The 21,925-nt window shown below is 56.3% G+C and carries 16 protein-coding genes and 1 tRNA gene; 7 read left to right on the forward strand and 10 right to left on the reverse strand.

The window, feature by feature from the left end; all coding sequences use genetic code 11:
- Nucleotides 1-798 precede the first annotated feature (798 nt).
- Both C8D99_RS04805 and dctP read left to right on the forward strand, forming a co-directional pair.
- The gene (locus C8D99_RS04805; RefSeq protein WP_208321083.1) at nt 799-1,164 is read left to right on the forward strand and encodes a hypothetical protein; all 366 of its coding nucleotides are present in this window, start codon (nt 799-801) and stop codon (nt 1,162-1,164) included.
- Between the two features lie 258 nt (nt 1,165-1,422).
- Nucleotides 1,423-2,433 (forward strand): TRAP transporter substrate-binding protein DctP, encoded by a 1,011-nt coding sequence (gene dctP / locus C8D99_RS04810; protein ID WP_133956957.1) that lies wholly within the window; start codon nt 1,423-1,425, stop codon nt 2,431-2,433.
- A gap of 88 nt (nt 2,434-2,521) precedes the next feature.
- On the opposite strand, the gene C8D99_RS04815 is transcribed toward dctP, so the two are convergent.
- Complete coding sequence (locus C8D99_RS04815) at nt 2,522-5,230, reverse strand: hypothetical protein (RefSeq protein ID WP_133956959.1); 2,709 nt, start codon at nt 5,228-5,230, stop codon at nt 2,522-2,524.
- A gap of 285 nt (nt 5,231-5,515) precedes the next feature.
- On the opposite strand from C8D99_RS04815, the gene C8D99_RS04820 reads away from it, so the two are divergent.
- Nucleotides 5,516-7,498, forward strand: coding sequence for a serine hydrolase domain-containing protein (locus C8D99_RS04820; RefSeq protein ID WP_133956961.1), 1,983 nt, complete (start codon nt 5,516-5,518; stop codon nt 7,496-7,498).
- Nucleotides 7,499-7,639: 141 nt separating this feature from the next.
- Here the strand turns inward: C8D99_RS04820 and C8D99_RS15145 are convergent, their stop codons facing one another.
- The 5 genes from C8D99_RS15145 to C8D99_RS04840 all read right to left on the reverse strand — a co-directional run bounded on the left by C8D99_RS15145 (nt 7,640) and on the right by C8D99_RS04840 (nt 12,961).
- Nucleotides 7,640-7,972, reverse strand: a complete 333-nt coding sequence (locus tag C8D99_RS15145; RefSeq protein WP_166670005.1) for a YbjQ family protein — start codon at nt 7,970-7,972, stop codon at nt 7,640-7,642.
- A gap of 35 nt (nt 7,973-8,007) precedes the next feature.
- Nucleotides 8,008-10,080, reverse strand: a complete 2,073-nt coding sequence (locus C8D99_RS15150) for a hypothetical protein (protein ID WP_166670006.1) — start codon at nt 10,078-10,080, stop codon at nt 8,008-8,010.
- A gap of 301 nt (nt 10,081-10,381) precedes the next feature.
- Nucleotides 10,382-10,467: transfer RNA gene (locus tag C8D99_RS04830), tRNA-Leu, on the reverse strand.
- A gap of 65 nt (nt 10,468-10,532) precedes the next feature.
- Entirely contained in the window at nt 10,533-11,126 is a 594-nt protein-coding gene (locus C8D99_RS04835) for a hypothetical protein (RefSeq protein ID WP_133956965.1), read from the reverse strand.
- Nucleotides 11,127-11,191: 65 nt separating this feature from the next.
- Nucleotides 11,192-12,961, reverse strand: a complete 1,770-nt coding sequence (locus C8D99_RS04840; protein ID WP_133956967.1) for a hypothetical protein — start codon at nt 12,959-12,961, stop codon at nt 11,192-11,194.
- A 147-nt stretch (nt 12,962-13,108) separates the two neighbouring features.
- On the opposite strand from C8D99_RS04840, the gene C8D99_RS04845 reads away from it, so the two are divergent.
- The 4 genes from C8D99_RS04845 to C8D99_RS04860 all read left to right on the forward strand — a co-directional run bounded on the left by C8D99_RS04845 (nt 13,109) and on the right by C8D99_RS04860 (nt 15,694).
- On the forward strand, nt 13,109-13,579 hold the full coding sequence (locus C8D99_RS04845) for a DUF2703 domain-containing protein (RefSeq protein ID WP_166670007.1): 471 nt from the start codon (nt 13,109-13,111) through the stop codon (nt 13,577-13,579).
- Between the two features lie 16 nt (nt 13,580-13,595).
- A complete protein-coding gene (locus C8D99_RS04850) occupies nt 13,596-14,129 on the forward strand; it encodes a cob(I)yrinic acid a,c-diamide adenosyltransferase (RefSeq protein WP_133956971.1) in 534 nt (177 codons plus the stop codon).
- A 78-nt stretch (nt 14,130-14,207) separates the two neighbouring features.
- Nucleotides 14,208-14,900 carry a GntR family transcriptional regulator gene (locus C8D99_RS04855; RefSeq protein ID WP_133956973.1) on the forward strand — a complete coding sequence of 231 codons (693 nt, stop codon included), beginning with the start codon at nt 14,208-14,210 and terminating at the stop codon, nt 14,898-14,900.
- Nucleotides 14,901-15,016: 116 nt separating this feature from the next.
- Nucleotides 15,017-15,694 (forward strand): YdcF family protein, encoded by a 678-nt coding sequence (locus C8D99_RS04860; RefSeq protein WP_166670008.1) that lies wholly within the window; start codon nt 15,017-15,019, stop codon nt 15,692-15,694.
- Between the two features lies 1 nt (nt 15,695).
- Here C8D99_RS04860 and C8D99_RS04865 read toward each other — a convergent pair whose 3' ends face one another.
- From C8D99_RS04865 to fdhF, 4 genes are all read right to left on the reverse strand, one after another.
- Nucleotides 15,696-16,979: a replication-associated recombination protein A gene (locus C8D99_RS04865; protein ID WP_133956977.1), complete on the reverse strand. Its 1,284-nt coding sequence runs from the start codon at nt 16,977-16,979 to the stop codon at nt 15,696-15,698.
- Nucleotides 16,976-17,956: an HAD family hydrolase gene (locus C8D99_RS04870; protein ID WP_133956979.1), complete on the reverse strand. Its 981-nt coding sequence runs from the start codon at nt 17,954-17,956 to the stop codon at nt 16,976-16,978. The genes C8D99_RS04865 and C8D99_RS04870 overlap by 4 nt, the downstream gene beginning before the upstream one ends.
- A 327-nt stretch (nt 17,957-18,283) precedes the next feature.
- Nucleotides 18,284-19,105, reverse strand: coding sequence for a formate/nitrite transporter family protein (locus C8D99_RS04875; protein ID WP_133956981.1), 822 nt, complete (start codon nt 19,103-19,105; stop codon nt 18,284-18,286).
- A gap of 102 nt (nt 19,106-19,207) precedes the next feature.
- Nucleotides 19,208-21,916, reverse strand: a complete 2,709-nt coding sequence (fdhF, locus tag C8D99_RS15515) for a formate dehydrogenase subunit alpha (protein ID WP_133956983.1) — start codon at nt 21,914-21,916, stop codon at nt 19,208-19,210.
- Nucleotides 21,917-21,925: the final 9 nt, after the last annotated feature.

Genomic DNA, 21,925 nt, shown 5'->3' on the forward strand with positions numbered 1-21,925 from the left:
GCATTTTGTATTTGTGGCACTCATTGGATTGTGTAAGAAAAGAATCCTCGCTATTGCAGGATTCTTATGAATTGAATGGACTCTCGGCTCTCACATAAGTAAGTATACCTTAATTCTCGAAATTTTAGGAGTGTTGGTCTTCTGAATAATTCTAAATTCACCCTAAACAGAGTCTTCATTCCTTTAAAGACAGGTCAGGACAAATCAATCGACAAACTTCCCAGCGGTTCTTTTTGCGTCCACGGAGTCTTTTTCAGCATCTGAATTAATCTGAACACTATACGAAAAATCGGTCTTGCTTCTTGAACGTTGGTGTTCCGTAATGTAGAATAAAACCGTTGCGGGGGGCGGATGTGGTGTTACAAAGTGGTGTTACAAAACGGCACAACGGGTTTTTGAAGAATGCAGTGTTTGCAACGACTTATAAAAAGAGAGGAAAATGGTAATGAATCCCTCCTTCTCCGCCATTTATTTCGCCTTTATAATGGATCAAACGGAGGAAAAGTGACTAAACACTTTTCCTCCGTTTGTTTTTGAGCAGCGTATACCGGGAATAGGTGCTGCGGTACAGTCAACCCTGTCCTTTCGGTTGTTTCTTTCCCTGCTTTTCGATATCCTGTACACGGTATTTCCGGCAAATTTTTCCGGGAGGTTGATCTCATGCCAAAAAAGGACCATGCAAATCGCGCAATTGTTTTCTCTGCGTTTTTTCTTCTCTGCCTTTCGGCTGTGTCCGCATGGGCTTCCGTTTCCCAGGGGCTCGCCGAGCGGCTTGACCTTTTCCGTGACCGGAACTGGGTGTACAACAACGTAGGCAAGCCGGATTCCGTTGACTGGAATACGACCTTCAAGGCAGAGCTTGAAATGTACAGAATCTCAGGTTCATCGTATTTTGACTGGTATTTTGTGTCATATGGCCTTGACGGAACAATCGATGTTTTGGGGCAAATTTACAAGAAGGGGTACATGTCGGGATATGAGGTCTGTGACGAGCTTGAATCCCGGGGAGGTTTCCCCGCCGGCACGACAGGGCTTGGGAAGATATTCAGGATACAGCACACACGAACGGGAAAATCCATCCGGGTTGCCGTACAGGACAATAAAAAGCTCGGACAAACGGTGGTGTACATGCTGACGCAGGATGCCTGGGAGAGGGTCAACTGATCAATGTAATCATGAACTCCCTGTTTTCCGGCAGGAGTTCATCACAGGTTCCGCCCAGGGAAACGCACATCTCCGCGAGCATGGGAAAAATGCCGAAATCCTTTGTGGGCCGGGGTAATCGTCTTTATTGATGAACACCCTTTCCCCGGAACTCAAATGTTGTATTATTACCCGTAGGAAAGTTTATTCCGGTCCCTGCGGAGACGGTGCGGTTTCGGGAGCAAGGCGACGGGTTTCATTCTGAAAGGAGTGCGTTTTATGCGTAAGGTTGTGCTGTGCGTTCTTCTTGGTGCCCTTTTCTTCATTCCGGCCTTCTTCTCCGGCTGCGCGGCAGCGGCGCCGGAAGTGACTCTCCGCTTTGCAGGGCAGTTTCCTGAGGGGCATACCGCTACCACCCTCATGCGGCAGGTAGCGGAGGAAGTGCTGGCAAAAACGGGGGGACGCGTGGAGATCCGGGTCTTTCCCGACAACGAGCTTGGGGATTATACCCTGGTGTACGAGGAACTGATCCGCGGGTCCATCGATATGGCCGCGATTACGGTGCCGAGCCAGTTTGACCCGAGGCTGGAGATCGCCTACATCAACTGTATCGTCCGGACCTTTGACGGGGCAAGGAGGCTTTTTGCCCCTGACGGATGGCTTTTTCACAAGATGGACGAGCTTCATACCCGCCTTGGGGTGAAGCTTCTCGGATTTCAGATGGAAGGGTTCATCGGCATCGGCAGCACGAAGCCGGTGAATGAACCCCTGAATCCGGAGGTCAAGAAAGGTATTTTGCTGCGCATCCCGAACATGGAGGTTTTCAAGCTCGGTGCGGAGGCCATGGGCTACCGGACGATCACCATCCCCTGGGACGAGGTTCGGGGATCCCTCCAGAACGGTTTTGCCGAGGGGGTCAACGGCATGACGCCCACGGCGGCGTACACCATGCTGAAAGGCGTGCTGAAATACTGGTACGATCTCCGGTATTCCATGGAGAATCTGAATTACATGATCAGCCTGAAGACGTGGGAAAATCTGAAGGAAGAAGACCGCGCGGTCATTGCCGAAGCCTGTTCGAAGATAACCGCCCTGAGCATTTATCTGGCTGAAAAGGACCAGGAAAAGCACCTCGGCCTTCTGAGGGAGGCCGGCGTGGAAGTTCATACCTATTCCAGGGAAGAGCTGGCGCCTGTTTTCTCAAAGGTTTCGGCGACGTGGGAGCGGCTGGCCGATAAATTGTCGGCTGAGCTTATCGAAGAGTTTATCAGGGAATACGCCGAGAAGTGATTCCCGCTCCATGGAAGAAACAACAAGGGCGGAACCCGTTGCCGGGTTCCGCCCTTGTTGTTTCTTCGATTTCAGGGCCCCTAAATGACTATTTCCAGGGAGATTCCGGAAGGTCCATGTCCAGTTTTATGGTGAGGGAGTTGCCTCCGCTCTTCAGAGTTCCGCTGAGCTTTTCGTAGCCGAAGATTCCGCCCGCGTCCACTGCGACGTTGAAGACTTCCTTGTCCGAGCCGAGAACGCCCCCTGTTTCGATCCCGACGAAGGTGAAGCGGGATTCCACGTCCCAGGTGAATTCGTGCTTTTCGCCGAAAACGGGCCGGACCTCGTTGTCCACCGTTTTTGTCTCGAGCAGTACTGCGCCGTTCTTTTTCAGGAGAATCTTCATGTCGGGAGTGTCGAGAAGCGAATCGGCTGCGGTGAAGTCGCCGCCGACGAGGGTCAGGACGGCCTTGACCCCGTTGATCACGGCATCGAGGAACACGACAGCCTTTTCTGCTTCTGCAGCTTCTTCCGAATCCGGCCAGAGGGCGGCAAAAGCCTTCAGCGTTTCGGAGACCGCTGCCATGTCTTCTTTGTTTTTGGATGATTTGAGCCCTTCGAAGGCTGTTTTGCAGACAGAGAGGTGGGCCTGGCGAAGTTCCTGAAGTTTTGTGCCCTGGACTTCAGCCGCTTCCGCCACCGCACCGTCTCCGAATGCCCCGAGCCCGGCCTTTTCAAGCCTGGCGGTGAGGGTTTCGACAGAGGAGGCAAACAGCCCCCTTGCCCCTGCAAAGTCCTTCTTTTCCGCAAGGGCGGCAGCTTCTCCGGCGATTTTCTCCCATTCGGAAGTCACGAGCCTGGAAAATGTTTTTTCGAAACTTTGGGCCACTTCTTCCTTTCCGGCCGGGTAGTCCGTCCAGGAGAGGTCCAGGTCGGACAGCCTCGCCCCAAGGGCTTCAAGAGATTCGGCAGCCTCTATGCCTGCGGAGACGCCCGCGGCTTCGTTCTTTGCAATGGCGAGAATGCGGTCAGAGAGGGTCTTCTTTGCTGCGTCAGGCATTTCCGGATGCCGTGAAAGAGCGCCCCGGATGGCATCGCTGTCAGCGTTCCCGTCCCCGGCAAGGGTTTCGGCAAGGCGCATATACTGGTCTTCCAGAGCGGTTGAGAGGGTCTTGCGTGTGCTTTCAGGAAGATCTTCCCTCTTCAGAAGGGCCTGGAGTTTCCCAATCCCATCTTCGGGGGTCAGGGCGGAGGCCTCCTGAACCCATGCGGCTCCCCTGTCGGTCCACCTGGCGGAAATCATGTCCTTCCAGGCTGCGCTCCGGTCGGCGATGAGTTTTTTCAGCTCCTCCGATGTGTTGGGGTTGTCTGAAAGCTTTGCGGCAGAGGCAACGAAAGCCTCCGCTTCTTCGATGTCAGCGTCAGGTCCGGCCATGTCAGCCCAGAAGGAGAAGAGCTCGGCAGCCTTCTGCTCTCCTTCGGTCTTCCACTGTTCGGGAAGCTTTGGCAGAAAATCAAGCCAGCTCTCCAGGAGGCTGTAGGCTTCGCCCGCATTTCCGGCTGTATCTGCGGTGCTGCCTGCCGTTTTTCCGAGAAGGGCCTGTCCCGCTTCGAAGTACCACCGGAGGGACTGGATCCTGTCATAGTTGGCCTGGTTCACGGTCCGGAAGGGGGAATTTGCAAGGTACTTCTCCACTTTTCCCGATGCGTCCAGGTACTGCCCGGACTTCACATCAGGCATTTTGGCGGTGTCAAGGTCCCGGATCAGCGGCAGAAGGCTGTCGAACTGCGCCTGTTCGTGGGCTTTAAGAATGCTGCTCCGGAAGGCTTCCTTGTCCGCTCCCCCCCGCAGGGCCGAGGGAATGAGAGGGATGGGATCGGGAAAGACGTAGCTCTTCCCGAAAGAATCCACTATCTTGAGGGCATCCTCGTGTCTGGAAGCCGCCATGAGCTTCCGGGCCTCGCTTTTTGTGCCGCTCCACCTGTAGTGGCTCATGCCCCAGGTGGCCGCCGTTGATACGACGAGAAGGGCTGCTACCGCGAGGACGGCGGACCTGATCTTTTTGCGTTCGTGCTCCTGGCTGCTCATCATTTTGTAGAGTTCCTCCATTGGTTTTATGACATTCTGGGGCTCATATTCTTTCGGAAGGGTTTTCTGGTCCGGCCATTTGCCGATGGAAATTACCCTGAAAGCCTTGAGATCTCCGCCGCTGCCGGAAAGAAAGGCTGACAGGGCGGAAGACTTCTGCCGGTCTTTGCCCAGGACTTCTATCATTTTCTCTGTAAGCTGTTCGACGGAAACGTCGGGGACGGTGTCCCCCCTGGTGAACAGGAAGACTACCGGTATTTTCCGGCCGCCGCTCCACCGGGAAGAATGGTTTTCGAGAAGAAAGGAGAGGGCTTCCTGAAATGTCCCGTTTTCCCGGAGAATTCTCTCCGGATTTTTCATCAGGTCGTCGGCCGGGAGGAAAAAGAGCACGCCGTCCGCGGATTTCAATTCGGGAAGGAACTTGTGGTCCTGCCAGTCGCGCCTTTTTTTTGATCCGCCCTCCGGCACGTCGATAAAGCTGACGTCCATATCAAGGGGAATCACAGAATAGGCGATGAGATCCTTTTTTGCCTTCTCTTTCACCGGGACCTGCTGCTTGAAGAGTGTCCGGATGATCCGACCGACTTCCCCGGAAGCTTCCGGGGTGTTCAGAGATACGGGCTTGCCCTGACCGAGATTGGTGACGAGATTAAAATAAGAACTCAAAAAGACGGTTTTTCCGGCGCCGGATGCGCCCATGATCGCAATCCTGTACTTTTTTTTGGCCATCCCCTATTCCCTCCATACAGTTGTCTATGCAAAGTCCTATACCGACAGCATCCGCCATGACGCAGGGAACAACGGGGAAGAGTCGGAAGGATCCCTCTTCTTCCCCCAAAAAGAATACCATAGATTCGGGAATATCAGCAATTTTTCTGATACCATCGGTTCCCTCCTTTCCACTGAAAGCTTGTTGGCTGCATGAATTGATGCTATATTACAAAAGGTTTAAAAAGCGGAGACGGGAAGCATCATGGGAAATTTTTCGCTTCAAAATAAAGGAGGATCGGAAAATTGAAACGTACGCGTTGGCCTCTATCCTGGGCGGTCATTCTTCTTCTGTTTTTTCTCACGGTGCCTGCGGCGGCCTCCTATGACGCGACACTCCGGACGGCCAGGGAATTTTTGTGGAAGACAGTCACTTCCGGGGGCGTCAGTTGCGGTTCTGTGGCTGTCATGGACGGTGGGAAAATAATCTTTTCCGATGGTTTCGGTGCCGCCGACAGGGCGGAGGGGAGAAACGCCGACGGCAGGACCAGGTTCAACATCGGCTCGACGAGCAAAATGTTCGCCGCCGCCGCGATCCTCATTCTGGCGGATGAAAACTGGCTGAATCTCGACGACCCGGTTGTACGGCATCTGCCTGAATTTGTCATGAAGGATCCGCGGTACAGGGACATCACCATACGGATGCTTTTCAACCATTCATCCGGGCTTCCCGGTTCAACCTTCGTTTTCGGGTACAAGGCCGACGAAGACCCCCAGGCAATATTGATCGAAACTCTCAAAGAGAGCACCCTGAAGCACGATCCCGGCGCCATGGGCATCTACTGCAACGACGGGTTCACCCTGGCCGAGATGGTAGCGGAACGGGTTTCCGGAAAGCCGTTCCTCGATTTTTTAAAAGAGAAGGTTTTTGACCCCCTGGGCATGAAAGATACGGGTGCAAGCCTGGGGATTACCGGAGGAAGGCTTGCGGAATTCTACGGCGACGACGGAAAAAAATACCCCCGCGAAGTAATCACGGTCCTTGGCGCCGGAGGCCTGTCCTCTACCGTGGAGGATTTGTGCCGTTTCGCGGGCGCCTTTATCCCCGGCGGAAAATCTTTCCTTTCTCCCAAAATGCTGGAAGAGATACTCCGTCCCCAGCCGACACCCTTTGCGGCTTCACTGAAGGGACAGACCATCCTCGAAGCCTTCGGCTGGGATTATGCCCTTCTCCCCGATTATCAGGAACTGGGCTTCCAGATGGTGGGCAAAAGCGGAGGGACTACGTTCTATTCCACCAATCTCCAGATTCTTCCTTCCCGGGGTCTTGCGGCAGCTGTCATTTTCTCCGGCCACGGCCCCGCCCAGCAGGCGACTTCGAAAATTCTGGAGGCCCTTCTGAGGGACAAAAACCTCCCGGTGCCGGGCACACCGCGGGTCATGGCTCCTGGTAGGGCTGAACCGGTTCCCGCAGAACTTCTGGCCTTTGAAGGATATTACGTGGACGCTTCCAGGGCGGCGCTTTTCGCCTTCGAAGCGGAAAAGGGGCTGCTCAACATCAGGCCCCTTCCGGGACAGGCCTCAGGGGCCTCCCCCGCTCCCCTTGTCCTCGAATATAGCGGCGGGTATTTTCATGATTTTGAAAGAAAGGAGAAATACTATTTCACTGAGGCCGGAAATGAAATCTTCCTGGTTATGGCGGATCTTCCCCTGTACGGAACGGATATTCCCTCCTTCCAGAAGATCTCTGTCCCGGACAGGCCCAATCACCTTGCCGTCGATATGGACGGCACCGTCTGGCTGCTGCGAAACGCTTCCCCGTTTCTCCAGTCTCCGGATTTTTTGCTCGTCCGGTCATCCAGGATAGCCGAACTGCCGGGGTACATCGATTTCTTCGGAATCAAGAAAGTGGAATCCGCGGACTATGCGGCCATTGCGGCAACCGGGTTCCGGGACCAGTCATCCCTGCACCTGTTCAGGAAGGGGAATGAAATCAGGGCGAAGGTGCTGCAGTTTGTCTTCTCGAGGGAAGATACCGCACCGGCGGCCAGGTGTGAAAAAGTGGTCATAGGGGCGGAAGGGGAAAATGAATGGAGGCGGGTTGAACAGGGGGCAATTTTCTCTTTCACGAAGCCCGCCGATGGCAGGATTATCGTTATTGCAGAAAAAGAGGATCATCCCCTGCTTTTTGACAGCATCACCGACGGGGGGGAAATCTTTGTTCCGGAAGGAAGCTACCTGTTTTTTGCCGGCCGGTCCGGTGATGTTTTTGAAATCAGCTTCAGATAGGCGCCGAATCTTTTTCTGAATCAGGCCATTGTCCTATAAATGTGTAAGTGTTGCATTGAATGACGGTTTTCGTCACAAAAAAGCAGCGGCTTCCTGCCGGCAGGAAGCCGCCGTTTTTTCTGCTGGAACTCCAGGGGAGACTTATTTCTCGAGCTTTACGGCCGTCCCGTACCCGATCACTTCCGCCGCTCCGGAGGAAACGCTGGTCGTGGAGAGCCTGAACCCGAGCACCATATCCGCTCCGGTTTTCACCGCCTGTTCGGCAATTCGTTCCATCACCAGGGCTACAGACTGGTCGATCATGGCCCGGTACTGGTTCAGCTCGCCGCCGATGGTCCAGTTTTTCAGGTTGGAAGAGAGGTCCTGGACGATGGACTTCGAGAGGCAGCAGGACGCAGTCACGCAGCCAAGGTATTCGTATTGCCTTCCGGGAAGACTGTCCACGGTCAGCACCGGAACGTTGATTTTCGGCATTTTTCCTTCTCCTGTTCCTTTATCTCGATTCATGGTCATCTTCTCCTTCTGAAGAAAAAGAAGAACATGGCAAATACTGCAAGGATTCCCGCAAGAATGACCAGGAAACGGGGCAGGAATCCCAGGTTTTTGAAGGTGTCGTAGAAAAACTTGCCCAGAAGGGGAATTTTCCTGCACAACACGGCAAACTCGAGCCTGTCCTTTTCTTTCAGGTCCTCGAAAGCATATCCGTCGGCAAGGCATTCGACGCTCTGCCTGGCGAGGTTTTTCCCCACCGCCCCGGTGCCTTCCGTGGCGTATATGTCCCAGAGGGCGATTCCGGGCTTTCCGGCCTTGCGGAAAATATTGACGAGTTCGGCCCGGTCTTCCGGCGGAACAAGGACAGCCTCGTGGGCCTTGCCCGAGTTGACCGAGCGGAAGTCGGTGATCTGCAGCAGGTCGATGATTTCGTCCCGGGACCATGCGCTCCAGAATTCCGGGCCGTAGCTCTTCAGGAAAACAGCGGCTGCCGCAGGATAGAGTTCCATGCTTTCGGCGATGTGTGCGGCGGCTCTTCTGTTCCCCAGCAGGAAAATCGTCCTATTCATGTCAGGCTTCAGGACCTGCCATATTTTCCCGAAGAGCCCCTTCTGCCCCGCAACAGTTGCCAAAGCGTCAGGAGATATTCCCCGGACCGGTGCCCCCTCCAGCACAAGGGTCAGCAGGCCTGCGGCGGCATCCCTGTTGTCTGCGAGGTCGGGAAGAGTAAGGAGGTTTTCGTTGAGCAGGTGCCAGTCGATCTCTCCCCTGCCCCACTCCTCGGAAGAAAGGTAATTCTGCACACCGATCTTGCTGACCGCCTGCAGAAAATCCCGCCCGTAGGTTTTGTACAGTTCCGGAAGCTTCGGACCGAGACTTTTCGCGAGGAGCCGAAGTTCGCTCCGGTCCGGCGCTGAAACGAGCATGGATTCAAAAACCTGGACCTGACCCTGGGCCAGCAGCTGGCCGAAAACGTCCCAGAGGATGCTCATTTTCTGGAGCACCGGCTCGAATTCCGCCCCTTCGCTGATCTGCCCGGAAACGTACTCTCTGACCTCTTCGGAAAAGGACAGGATATGGGCACTCTGGATCATGGAGTCCGCTTCGGACCGGCAGATCCGTTCCCAGTTTTTCAGCAGCGACCCGATGTTCCGGTCCACTTCGTCCCGCATGGAAGGGCCTGCTCCGTTTTCACTCTTCCACCACAGCGTCTCCGCGCTGATTTCCGCCTTGTACTCCTCGAAGAAGGATTTTCGCATCTCCTCTTCAAGGCGGTCACGGGCTCCAGCCATGTCATACACTTCAAAGGCAAGAAGCGCCCATCCGATGACCGGCACCAGCTTCGCGAGCACCTTTCCAGCTATTTTTATGACGAGAAACTTCATTATCCTCGTTATGATCCTTCTTCCGAGAAGGACCAGCGCCACGCCCACAAGTCCCTTCAGGGGAACGGCCCCTTCGGAAAGGCCGTTCTTCCTTCCTGACGAGCCGTAGGACATGGCCGCCCTGTCGGTGTTCGGGATGGGAATTGTGTTGTAGACCGGAAGGCGCTGCCTGAGGATGCCGAGAAAGGGTTTCCGTATCCGTTCCATTGATTCCTTCAGGTGGATCTGTGCCTCTTCTTCCAGGCTTTTCAGTATCTCCCTCTGGAATTCCTCGCTGACGGAGGAAAGCCGGGGCTGGAGATCGGCGAAGAATAGCTCCACGAGTTTCCTGAGATCGTCATGGCTGCCCGCTCCCGCCTTAGTCTGCTTCCACCAGACGCTGAACGTCCCTTCCTCCTGGGGAAGCCTGGTTTCTTCCAGAGCCTTCTCCACGTTCCTGTAATTCGCCTCGACAATCTTCGTCAGCCTGTTGTTGGCCCACTGGTCGAGGGCGTTCTTGATCCGGGAACGTTCATCGTCCACAATGCTCGGTAGTTTTTCTATCTCGGCCTCGGCTGTTTTTGCGGCAACCTCGATTTCGAGCAGCATTTTGGCAAACAGCCTTTCGGCGTCCTCCCGAGAAGGAGCCGCAAAAGAGGAGGCAGGAACAAAACAGAGAAAAAGGACGAGGAAGTGCAGTATGATTTTCGGGAAAAATAGCTTCATGGTCAGTTGTACCTCCCGGGTCTATGGCGAGGATTGTATTGGATTCCTTCAAGGACCGCACAAACCTGAAACAACCAGGAAAACCCTCGAAATTCCGCAGTTCCGGCAGAATGTCCTGATCGGGTGCCTTGAACAAAGGATGGGTCCCAGTGACCGATTACGGTCAGCATGATAGCATGAAGGCGGATTTTTTTCTCCCCGGCACATGGCCCGGGATCTATTGAAAAGCCAGGAATCGGGGGAAATTGAAGAAAAGCGAAGAAGAAACAGATTACGTGAAAAAAGCCGAGTTTAAAAAAACTGGTGCCGGGGGGGGGACTCGAACCCCCACGTGGTCGCCCACGGCGGATTTTGAGTCCGCTGCGTCTACCATTCCGCCACCCCGGCCGGCACTGGTAATTTTTACCATACTCTATGATGGATGTCCAGCGGGGGACAGAGCAGGCTTCGCGTCATTTTTTCCGGCAAAGGAAAAGCAGCGGCAGAAGAAAGAAAGGGAAAAGGCGGGTTCCTGTACTGCATCCGGCCCCTATGCCGTAAAACCATCCGTCACCGTAATCGTCATCCCAGTCTTCATCCCACCTGATCCGGGCGGCGGAGAAAACCGCCGAAACCCGCTGACCGTCAATTGTCCTCGTAATCCTAAGGTCTGCCCGCGTTCGGCCTGTGATTTCCATGTAATACCGTACATTGTCAATGGAGATTTCAAAGGAGCGGAAATTGTACCATTGATTGACCCACTCCGACTGACGATAGTCTTCCCTGATATTGGGAGAGGGAGACACGGAAAAAGTTCCATCCGCCAGGAATCTTCTGATTCTCTCGTCGAAATCACGGCCCCACCGGTCATAGGAGTATCCGGAGTCGATGGTGATTCTTCCGCTGTCCCTGAGAACAGCCTGTTGTCCGTTGATGGTTACGTTGACGCTTCCCGAATATTCCCATACGCCCCCCAGGGGGTAACGGCTGTAGGCTCCGGATGGACAGGCAGAAAGGAAAAGAAGGAGGAAGACCGGAGCCGGCAACAGGCATGCGAAACGTTTCATTGTTCTCAGCCCCTTTTGAAGTTCCGGGGATGAAGAAATCCTCCATCCCCGGAAATATCAGCCTTTCAGTTGCTCTCGGTGACGGAACCGTCGCTCCATGTCACCTGGATCTTGAACTGCTTCTGGCCCCTCCTGCGGAGAAAGCCGTCGTCTTCCACGAAGAGCATGAGGTTGCTGTTCGGCGGTACGTCGAAGGATACTGTACCGTCCGCCCGGTTCAGAAGGCCCCTGCCCTGAGCTGTTATGCCCAGAAGGGAGAACCCGTTGCCCGGTATGGTGTCCCAGACGGCCATGCCGGTTGACGAACTGCCCTGGAGGGTCATGCTTTCAACCTTCCCTTTTCCCGTGATCTGCAGCTCGAAAACCCAGTCCTTGTTTCCGCTTTTTCCGGGGCGCTCTCCCTTGCCGACATAGTCGCTGCTCGAAGCCTGCCGTGGAGGGGAAAGTCTGAGCTCGCGGCTTTCCTTTTGAACAGGCCTGCCGGGTCCCCTCTGGGGGCGTCCCGATGAAGGTGACTGAAGCTGCCGGGAGAGAACCCTTCCGTCATCATAGGTCAGCGTTACCGCTGCTCTGGTTTCCGCTTCTGAAAAGGCGTTGTTGTCCTCATACCAGAGATGGAAGACCGAGGGACCGGACACCGGGATGGATACGGATCCGTCTGCCCTGTTGAGAATGGCGCCGTCGGTGCCTGTGAGCACCACAAGCCATTTGCCGTTTCCGGGTATGGTATCCCATTCACCTGACACTCCTGAAGTGGTGTGAATATTTACCGCCACTATGGTTCCTGTTGTTTCCACCTTGAGCTCAGCCTCAATGTCCGGTTTGCCGTTGCCTGCCCGCTGTTCATTTCTTCCCGTCAGGTCACGGTTTCCGGGGCCGAGGAGCACCGCGCTCCCCGCGAAGGCGTCTCCGGCAGGCCCTGCCTGTTTTTCGTCCACTGCCCGCTTCACCACGGAACCGTCGGAGAAAGTGAGGCTCACTTCAAAGGTTGATCTTCCCCTTTTTATGGAGCCGTTGTCGGTCAGGCGGAGATCAAGGGCAGTCCTTCCCTTCAGGTCGGCTTCGATGCTTCCGTCCTTGCGGTTCAGTACTTTTTCGGAGGATGTGACTGCCACGAGCCAGGCACTGTTTCCGGGAAGAGTGTCCCATTCGGCAGCATCTCCCTTGATGCTCCTCACGGTTACGCCGGTCAGTTTTCCGCTGCCCTGGACCACGACCCGGATAGCCTCGTCAGGAACACCGTCCCCGGCCAGCTTTTCGTAATCGCCGGTGAGATCCCGTTTTGCCTCGTCACTCCACCTGGCCGACAGGATTTTAACCTGGGCAGTCTGTTCGGGCTCTTCCTTTACTGAGGGGGGAATTTCCACTGTCGCCGAATTTTCGGATCCGTCGACAAAAAGGGCGGTGAGGGTGAATTTTCCTCCCCTGGCGAGGGAGCCGTCGTCGTGGACCGTGAGGACAAAGGAGGCGCCAAGGAGGAAGGGAGTGATGGGAAGACCTCTGCTGCTGTCCGTCAGCAGCTTTCCGGCACCGTCCTGAACGTGGATGCCCGGAATGTTGTTTCCGGGGGTGGTGTCCCATGTCGATTTCCCGTCTCCGGAACGGAGCGAGAAATTCGCCAGGGCGCCGATGCCCGTGATTGAAACGGAGAACACTGCGTCCGGATTGCCGTCGGGGGCGGCGCTTTCTCCAGGACCGAGGATATCGCCGGGGCCGAAGCCGGAAAAGGAGAAGCTCTGGATTTCTCCCATGGCGGCGAGTGCGGGGGCTGCGAAGAGAAGAGAAACGGCAGCCGCGGCAATGAGCAGAAATTGGATTTTCAGGTATTTTTTCACGGAAATCATCTCCTTTGCTGATGAGTTTAGCTATGAATTATTCTAATTATACCATATTGATAGGTTTTATTATTCCGGTGTGAATTCCCTCTTCCATCAGGGGGGGAGTGTATAATGAGGGCATTCAATATCAGGAGGGTCAAACGGATGAATAAACTTTTCATACGGCAGTATGTTCCTTCAGGGGATTCCGGGGCTTCCTGCGCTCCCTGCGCAGAAACAAACAGCTACCTTGTTTCCATGATCGAAAATCTTTCGCCCAAGCTGGCGAACCTGAATATACAGCCGGTTCTCCAGGTCATGGAGATCCATGCCATAACGGAGAGAAACGCGGGAAAGCTGAATTACATCTCTTTCTTCTCTCCGGAAATGGGAATCCCCGAGGAAAAAAGCATCGAGGAGGTTCTTGGAGTACCTGTAAGCTATGAAGAGTGTGAAGGGTGCCTGCTCCCCGACGGTACACCCTTCAAGACCAGGACCCTGGGAGTCGAGGGCAGGGAATACCAGGCTCTGCCTCCGGGAGTGCTTACCGATGGGCTGATCCGGGTTGTCTTCTCCTCTCTGGGAGGGTGCTCGGGCGGAAGCTGCGACAGCTGCGCAGGCTGCGGACAGGGCTGAGACGGGAGGGACTTCCATGGGAGATGTCTGGATCACCACAAAAGGCGGAGACAAGGGAGAAACGTCCATAGGGAACGGCGAACGAATACCGAAGGACCATCCGAGAGTCGAAACCTACGGCACTCTCGATGAATGTCAGGCACACATAGGAATGGCCCGGTCGCTGTGCGAGTACCCCGAGATCTGCGAAAGGCTGTGCATGCTCGAACAGGAACTGGGAAAGCTCATGGGCTACATAGCCCTCTTTCCCGGACTGTCCTGCCCCGATATCCTCATGCTGGAGGAAATTACCGAAAAAGTGGCGGAAGTGACGGGAAAGAATTTCCGCTTTGTCCGCCCGGGCGATTCAACGCCCGGGGCTTCACTGCACGTGGCCCGGACCGTGGCGCGACGGGCCGAGCGCACGGCGGTGGGGCTTTTCCGGACGGGAGAACTCGCCGAAGACGCCTACAGGTACGTCAATAGGCTCTCGGACGTCATCTACGCGCTCTCCCTCTGGTATGACCACCTTGAACGGGAGAAAAAGGGCAAACCTACAACCTGTCCATAAAGTTGTTTCAGGCACTTTTGCAAGTACTTCTCATGCAGTATAATGAGTACATTGTGCTGTAAGGGGAGGTCAATGCGTGTGGAAAAGAATCCATTGTCGCCGGCATTTAACCAGGGACTGCGACAGATAGTGTATGAAAAACTGAGGGAGGCCATCGTCAACGGCGCGATCCGGCCGGGGTCGAAGCTTTCGGAGATCGAACTGGCCGAACAGATGGCCGTATCCAGGACTCCGGTGCGGGAGGCGATCCGCCAGCTGGCGCAGACTGGGCTTGTGACCCTGACGCCCAGGCGGGGAGCTTTTGTTACCCTGCCGAGCATGAAGGATGCGGCGGACCTGTACGAGCTGAGAACGGAACTGGAAATTCTCGCTGTTGAAAATATGTGTGCCCAGCCTCCGAAGGACGAACTTCAGAAATACCGGAAGATCTTCGAGGACATGACAGACGCGACACCGGCCGAAACATACGTCAGTGAAGACAGGGCCTTTCATCTCATGATTTACCAGGCCTGCACAAATCATTTCCTTGCACTGATGCTGAACAATATCTCCGACCTGATCAACCTCTGCAGACCCTTCTCCGTCGAACGGTCCCCCATCACCCAGTTCACCTGGGGGCATCTTGCAATCATCGATGCCGTTCTTTCCGGGGACAGGCTGAAAGCGAGAGAGGAAACAAGGGCCCACATAACAACAAGCAAGGACAGTCTTCTGGAATTCCTGAAGAACCACAGGGCTGAACTTTCCAGGGAATACCACTACGGAGAATGACCTTATCGTATTTGCTTTACAAGACAATCGGGGCTTTTCTGACTCCTCCGGGAATATTTGTCACCGCTGCTCTTCTCGGAGGCCTGTATTTTTGCCGCAAAAGCGAAAGGAAGGGGATGTCCCCCTCTTCTTTCGCTTTTTTCTTCGCCCTTTTTCTGTATGTCTTCTCCATTCCGCTGACGGCCCGCTTGCTCCTCATGCCGCTGGAAGAGCCCTATCCTCTCGAAATAGCCGGAGCTGAAGGAAAGGCACCAGTGGTGCTCGTGCTGGCGGGGGGAATCTGGTCCGCTGACGGAAGCGACACCGTCTTCAGCATGAGCCCGGAAACCCTGCAGCGATTTGTTGCGGGGGCCTCGGCCGCCCGGAAACTTGGGGCTCCACTTCTCTATTCGGGGGGGTACCCGGAAAAGGCAGCAGACGGGCGAATAGAGGAAATGGTCCGGCGGACGGCGGAGATAATAGGTTTTAGGGGTGAGCTGCTGGTTGAGGGACGGTCAAGAACGACCTGGGAGAATTTTCTTCTTTCATCGGAAATAATCCGGGAGAGGGGATTTGACGAGGTCATTCTGGTGACGTCAGGATTTCATCTTCGCAGGTCCATGAACTCGGCGGCCAGATTTCTCGGGCCCGAGCCGGTGCGCCCCCTTTCCTCGGGCCGCCTCGAAGGGGCCGGAGAGCTCATCGCCACCGACGTGCTTCCTTCACCTTCAGGGTTGAGGAATACATCCCTGGCTCTTCGGGAGCTCGCGGGCATCCTCGCCTACGAACTTTTCGGCAGCCTGAAAGGCCGTTAGGCTACGAGTCCCCTCCTTCACTGAACCGCCTCCAGAATTTCCTCAGGCGGGAGGCCATTTCTCCCTCCATCCCCAGAGTTCCCGGGAAATAGAACCTGCGCTGCCTGTCCATGTACTGCTGGGGCACCCAGTGCCGCGGGTCGTCATGAGGATAGATATAGCCGGAGCCGTCGGGCCTGAGATGGAAGGGGACTTCCTGGAGGTCTCCCTTTTCGATGGCTTTGGAGGCACTGTCGACGGCAAGGTAGGCGCTGTTGCTCTTCGGAGCCGCCGCCAGGTAGATGACCGCCTCGGCGAGGATGATCCTGGCTTCGGGCATGCCTGTCATTTCAACGGCCTGGACTGCGGCAGCGGTAACGGGAAGGGCATTCGGGTCGGCGAGGCCTACGTCTTCAGCGGCGGAAATAAGAAGCCGCCTGCAGATAAACCGGAGGTTTTCCCCTCCGGCCAGCAGACGGGCCAGCCAGTAAAGGGCCGCATCGGGGTCGGACCCCCGAATGCTTTTTATCAGGGCGGAAACTACGGCGAAATGGTCCTCCGAAGCCTTATCGAACCTGACCGCCGCCAGGGGAAGGGCGGACAGCACCCCTTCTTCCGTGAGGAGGGCGCCCCCCCGGGCCCCGACGGAAGCTGCGATGAATTCAAGCCGGGTGAGGGCCTGGCGGGCGTCTCCCCCTGCCATGGCGGCAATCCGCCGCAGAGCCTTTTCCTCGGCCTCGATTTCAAGGTTTCCCAGGCCCCGTTCCCGGTCGGCAAGAGCCCGTTTCAACAGCGCGGCAAGGTCGTCTTCCGAAAGGGGGCTGAGCTGGAAAACCACCATCCTGGAAAGAAGGGTCTTGTTAATTTCGAACCATGGGTTTTCCGTGGTGGTGCCCACAAGGATGAGGTCGCCCTTCTCCACCGACGGCAGGAGGGCGTTCTGCTGGCTCTTGTTGAAGTGGTATATCTCGTCCACAAAGGCAATGGCGGCGTGCCCCGCTCTCATGGCCTTGAGGTTGGACGCTTCGGCCACAAGGTCGCGGAGTTCCGACACTTTCGCGGAGACAGCGTTGATCTCCAGGATGTCTCTTCCAGTTTCCGAAGCCATGAGCCTGACAAGGGTCGTCTTTCCGACCCCCGGGGGACCGTAGAGAATGCAGCTCGGTGTCCGGCCGGCATCGAGGAGTTTCCTGAGGGGGGCTCCGGAACCGAGAAGATGCCCCTGGCCCGTGAACTCGTCAAGGGTTTTCGGACGCATCCGTTCCGCCAGAGGGACTTCCCACCGGCTTGTTCCCGGAGAGCTCATGCCCTCCCTCCTCCCGCAGATGCCGAAAGGATTTCCCACTCTACGCCGTCCGGGGATGCTTGTTTTTCAACAAGGGAGGCAAAGGGGAAACGGGTTCCCAGAACGTATTCCGCCACGGTTTTCAAAGGCTGGTCAAGCCAGGCCGGGGAAAGGCCGGGCAATTTTTTCCACTGATCCGGAGACAGATGAGCTGACTGGTCGTCAAGCTGAAAGAAGAGCATTCCCTCCTCCGCCTTTTCCAGGAGGCGGGGAAGAACGTCCGGTGTTCCCGACGAAAGCACCGCCCCCTTCCTTCGTCCGGAGAGGAGGGTGTCCAGCCCCTTTTGGGAGGCGAGAAAGGCATACTCCCAGGGAACCAGGGCTTTAGGGTTTTTGAGGGATTCGACGAATTGGAAGAGCCTGTCGAAGGAAACATCCGCCCAGTGCTTCCACTCCGCTTCAGGACGCTGGACAAGCACGGCCCGCATTCCAGCGCGCCGGGCTCCGACGAGATCATAGACAAAATCCCCCACCATGACACAATTCTTCGAAGGCACATGTATCTGTTCCGCCGCAGACCAGAGGGCTTCGGGAGCCGGCTTCACGGGGGGTTCGTCACGGCTCCGGACCACCGGGGGAAGGGGGAGGCCGGCCCTTTCGGCGGCAAGGGTAATGGAGTCCATGCAGTTTCTGGAAACGACGCACCAGGGGATATCTTCCCCTTCGAGCCATTCGACAAGCTCCCGGGCACCCTCGACGGCCACCGCCGATTCTGCGCCCGCCATTTCCACGTCATAGATGTCTTTCCTGAGCTGTTCTCCGAGAGGAGGCGGAAGGGTTTCCACCGCCTCGAAAAGGGGGACGAATTTTCCGTCGAAATATTTGGCCCGTATGGGTGCAAAGTTCAGCCGTGTTTCGGCAAGGACACCGTCCCAGTCGAGGATGAACCCTTCAGAAAAGGCCGGGTGCCAGAACGGCGCGGTGATGCCTTCAGACATGAGTGCGCCTCCTTTTTTGCACAAGACAGGGGCGAGGTTGCTGCTCCCCGCCCCTGTATCTGCCTCCCCCGCAATGTCGTGTCATGAACGTCTTGACCCGGTCCTTAACGTTTGGGGCCTGTTGAGCCTCAGTTCCGTCAATGCCGGAGCATCTCCTTCACCGGCTCAAACTGTCAGCCCCGCAAGGCTCGAGTGTTGGCTCAAGACAAATATCACGATCACGGGCATCGCAGGGTATTGTCTTCTTTCTTCACGCATATTATACCATATAAAAAAGGAGGGACGCCTTTAGGGACGCCCCTCCGGAAGTATACCCCCAACCGGCGTTTATTCGAGATCGGTCAGGCCGTCCTGGAAAATAAAGTAGTAGAATACCGCTACGAACAGGATGCCGCCGACCATGTTCCCGAGAGTCACCGGGATGAGGTTGGTGAAGAACCCGCCGAGAGAAACGCTCGCCATTGCCTGTTCCGAAAGCCCGGAGGCGCTGACCGCTGCGGGAGTTCCCTTGAGAAGAAGGCCGAGGGACATGAAGTACATGTTGGCGACAGAGTGCTCAAAACCGGCTGCAACGAAGGTCATGATGGGGAAGAAGATCGCCCAGACCTTGCCGATGATGTCAGTGGCTGCCATGGCCATCCAGACCGCGAGGACCACGATCCAGTTGCAGAGGATCCCGCGGAAGAATCCCTGGACCACCGGGAGGGACATCTTGCCGGCCGCTACCTGGAGCGCCCTTCCGCCGACCGCGTTGTCGGCGAGTCCGGAGAAATAAATCAGGACTGCGATGAGGATGCTGCCGATAAGGTTGGCCGTATAAACCCATCCCCAGTTTCTGAGGATTTTTTTCAGAGGAGTGCAGCCGGCAAGATAGCCCAGGGGCATCATGCAGTTCCCCGTGAAGAGTTCCGAACCGCTGATGACCACCATCATGAGCCCGACGCTGAACACGGCGCCGGACATAAAGCGGGTGAACCCGCTTCCGAAGTGCTGGGTCATGTCGTGGGACACCACCGTCATCAGCCATCCTGCGAAAGCGATATACGCCCCCGCGAGGATTCCCATGAGCATCATCTGGCGGACCGAAAGATTCACCTTGACCTTTGATACCGCGCATGCCGCTTTTGCCAGTTCTGCAGGCGTTTTCATTCTCTTCCCTTCCTCCCGTCGCTGGTTGTGTTTTTGTTGAACGTGTTACGACCGGGAATCCGGAATGTTCGTCCCGGATTCCCGGTAAAACTCATTCCAGTGCTATGATTTTTCCACCCTGACGGCGCTGACTTTGAACCCCGGGGTCTTGGAGACCGGATCTATACGGGACGAGGTCAGGCTGTTGGCCGGCGTCTCGCTGAAATGGAAGGGGAGGAAGACCATCCCCGCCGGAACCCTGTCAGTTACCTTGACAGCACCGGCAACGGATCCCCTTCGGGAAGACACCCTGATCATGTCTCCGTCGGTGCAGCCGAGGGCCCGGGCATCTGCTGGATTGACCTCAATGGCCATTTCCCGGACAAAGTCACCGGTGGAGCTCCGCCGGGTCATGCTTCCGGAGTGGTAATGGTACAGGACACGGCCGGTGGTGGCGAGGAACGGATATTCCTCGTCGGGCCACTCATGGGGAGCCTGCCATTCGCAGGGCGAGAAGTCCGCCTTGCCTCTCGGGAAACCGGTAGTATAGAGAACCGCCGTACCGGGATGGTCGCATGCGGGGCAAGGCCAGCTGAGCGGGCCGCCTTCAAGGCGTCCGTAGGAAATGCCGGCGTAGCTGGGCGTGATCTTTGTGATGGCTTCGAAGATGGTCTCGGGGGACGTCATATCGCTCCACGGAGCTCCCATCCGCTTGCCCACGGCCAGAAGAATTTCCCAGTCGGGCCGGGCCTCTCCCGGAGAATCCACAGCTTTCCGCACCCTCTGGACTGCCCTGCAGGTGTTGGTGAAGGTTCCGTCCTTCTCCCCCCAGCTGGAGGCAGGAAGCACCACGTGGGCCAGTTCTGCGGTTTCGGTGAGGAAAATATCCTGGACAACAAGGAAATCAAGATTCTTCAGGGCATGCCGGACATGCTCCGAGTCCGGTTCCGTTACCATGGAGTTTTCTCCCATGATGTACAGGCCTTTGATCTTGCCTTTTCCGGCTGCCTCCATCATCTCGACCACGGAAAGACCGGGAGTTTCGGGGATATCGACGCCCCAGACATCCTTCGCCTTTTGTCTTGTCGCAGGAAGGGCGACCTTCTGGTATCCGGGGATAACTTCGGGAAGACAGCCCATGTCGCAGGCTCCCTGGACGTTGTTCTGACCCCTGAGAGGGTTCACTCCCGTGCCGGGACGGCCGAGCATTCCGCAGAGAAGGGCGAGGTTTGCCACGGACCGGACATTGTTCGTTCCCGTCACGTGCTGGGTGATTCCCATGGTGTAGAAAATGGCGGAATTGGGCCCCCTGGCGTATGCCCGTGCAGCATCCTCGATGAGTTCAGGAGCGACGCCGGTGATTTCGGAGACGTAATCCGGCGTATACCGGGCCACGGTCTCCCGGAGCTTCTCGAAATTGTTCACGTTCTTTTCGACGAATTCCGCGGCATGGAGGTTCTCCCGGATGATCACATGCATCAGTCCGTTGAGGAGGGCCACATCCGAACCGCTCTTCTGCCGGATATACACGTCGGCGTATTTCGCCATTTCGATCTTCCGGGGATCGCACACGATAAGGGTGCATTTCCCCTTCCGTTTCTGCTCCTTGATGAAGGAACCGATGACAGGATGGTTTTCTGTGGTGTTCGAGCCGATGATGAGAATGGTGTCGGCCGACTTGATGGATTCGAAGTCATTGGTCATTGCGCCGCTTCCGAGGGTCTCGCCGAGACCCGCAACTGTGGCGCTGTGTCACAGATGGGCACAATGGTCGACGTTATTGGTGCCCATCACCTCCCTTGCAAGGCGCTGCATGAGATAGTTCTCTTCGTTGGTGCAGCGGGCCGACGAGAAGAAGCCGAGAGCGTCTCCTCCGTGCTCCTGCCTGATGCTGCCGAGCTTCTCCGCCACCAGGGAGAGAGCCTCGTCCCAGGACGCCTTCCTGAAAGTGTCCCCTTCGCGGATAAGCGGTGTCGTAAGCCTGTCCTCACTGTTGACGAACTGCCAGGCAAATCGTCCCTTGACGCAGGACCTGCCCTTGTTCAGGGCCGTGGGGCTCGAGTAGTTGGTTGTAACGTTGGCGATTTTTCCGGTCTTCCTGTTGACGTTGATTTCCACTTCACAGCCGACGCCGCAGTAGGAGCAGACGGTCTTCACCTTTTCGATGTCCCAGGGCCGTCCCATGCCGAGAGATGTCTTCTCGGAGAGGGCGCCGACCGGGCAGACCTGTACGCACTGGCCGCAGAAGACGCAGTCGGAATCTTCGATGGGAGATCCCACCGGAGGCTGGATGGATGTCTTGATTCCCCGTCCCTGGAAGTCGATGGCGTGATACTGGGCATGCTCTTCGCAGGCCCGCACGCACCGCCCGCAGAGTATGCACTTGTTGAGGTCCCTCACGTAGAAGGGGTTGGCATCCTCATAGACATGGGCGGTGTTCGTGTCGCCGGGGTCGGCGTAACGGGATTCCTTGATGCCAAGTTCATAGGCCACGTCCTGCAGTTCGCACTTTCCGTTGCTCGGGCAGGAGAAGCAGTCCAGGGGATGGCGTACAAGAATGAGCTCGAGCACCGCTTTCCGGGCCTCGATAACCTTCGGGGTATTTGTGAAAACCACCATGCCCGGCGTAAGGGGTGTAGTACAGGCAGGAAGAAGCTTCGGGTTCTTCTCCGCTTCGACGAGACAGATCCTGCATGCACCGAAGGGGGAAACCGCAGGATGGTCGCAAAGGGTGGGTATATGGATACCGTTCGCCTTCGCCGCCTGCAGGATGGTCATCCCGGGTTCGGCACTTATCTCTTTGCCGTTGATGATCGCTTGTATGGCGTCCATTTTCAGATC

The organism is Aminivibrio pyruvatiphilus, from assembly GCF_004366815.1.
GTDB classification, from domain to species: domain Bacteria; phylum Synergistota; class Synergistia; order Synergistales; family Aminobacteriaceae; genus Aminivibrio; species Aminivibrio pyruvatiphilus.

Excerpts from the sequence above, each read along its gene's own strand:
- dctP (WP_133956957.1), top strand. The coding sequence starts at position 1,423 with ATGCGTAAGGTTGTGCTGTGCGTTCTTCTTGGTGCCCTTTTCTTCATT.
- C8D99_RS04870 (WP_133956979.1), bottom strand. The coding sequence starts at position 17,956 with ATGTCTGAAGGCATCACCGCGCCGTTCTGGCACCCGGCCTTTTCTGAA.
- C8D99_RS04875 (WP_133956981.1), bottom strand. The coding sequence starts at position 19,105 with ATGAAAACGCCTGCAGAACTGGCAAAAGCGGCATGCGCGGTATCAAAG.
- C8D99_RS04815 (WP_133956959.1), bottom strand. The coding sequence starts at position 5,230 with ATGGCCAAAAAAAAGTACAGGATTGCGATCATGGGCGCATCCGGCGCC.
- C8D99_RS15145 (WP_166670005.1), bottom strand. The coding sequence starts at position 7,972 with ATGCCGAAAATCAACGTTCCGGTGCTGACCGTGGACAGTCTTCCCGGA.
- C8D99_RS04835 (WP_133956965.1), bottom strand. The coding sequence starts at position 11,126 with ATGAAACGTTTCGCATGCCTGTTGCCGGCTCCGGTCTTCCTCCTTCTT.
- C8D99_RS15150 (WP_166670006.1), bottom strand. The coding sequence starts at position 10,080 with ATGAAGCTATTTTTCCCGAAAATCATACTGCACTTCCTCGTCCTTTTT.
- C8D99_RS04865 (WP_133956977.1), bottom strand. The coding sequence starts at position 16,979 with ATGAGCTCTCCGGGAACAAGCCGGTGGGAAGTCCCTCTGGCGGAACGG.
- C8D99_RS04850 (WP_133956971.1), top strand. The coding sequence starts at position 13,596 with ATGGGAGATGTCTGGATCACCACAAAAGGCGGAGACAAGGGAGAAACG.
- C8D99_RS04845 (WP_166670007.1), top strand. The coding sequence starts at position 13,109 with ATGAATAAACTTTTCATACGGCAGTATGTTCCTTCAGGGGATTCCGGG.
- C8D99_RS04860 (WP_166670008.1), top strand. The coding sequence starts at position 15,017 with ATGTCCCCCTCTTCTTTCGCTTTTTTCTTCGCCCTTTTTCTGTATGTC.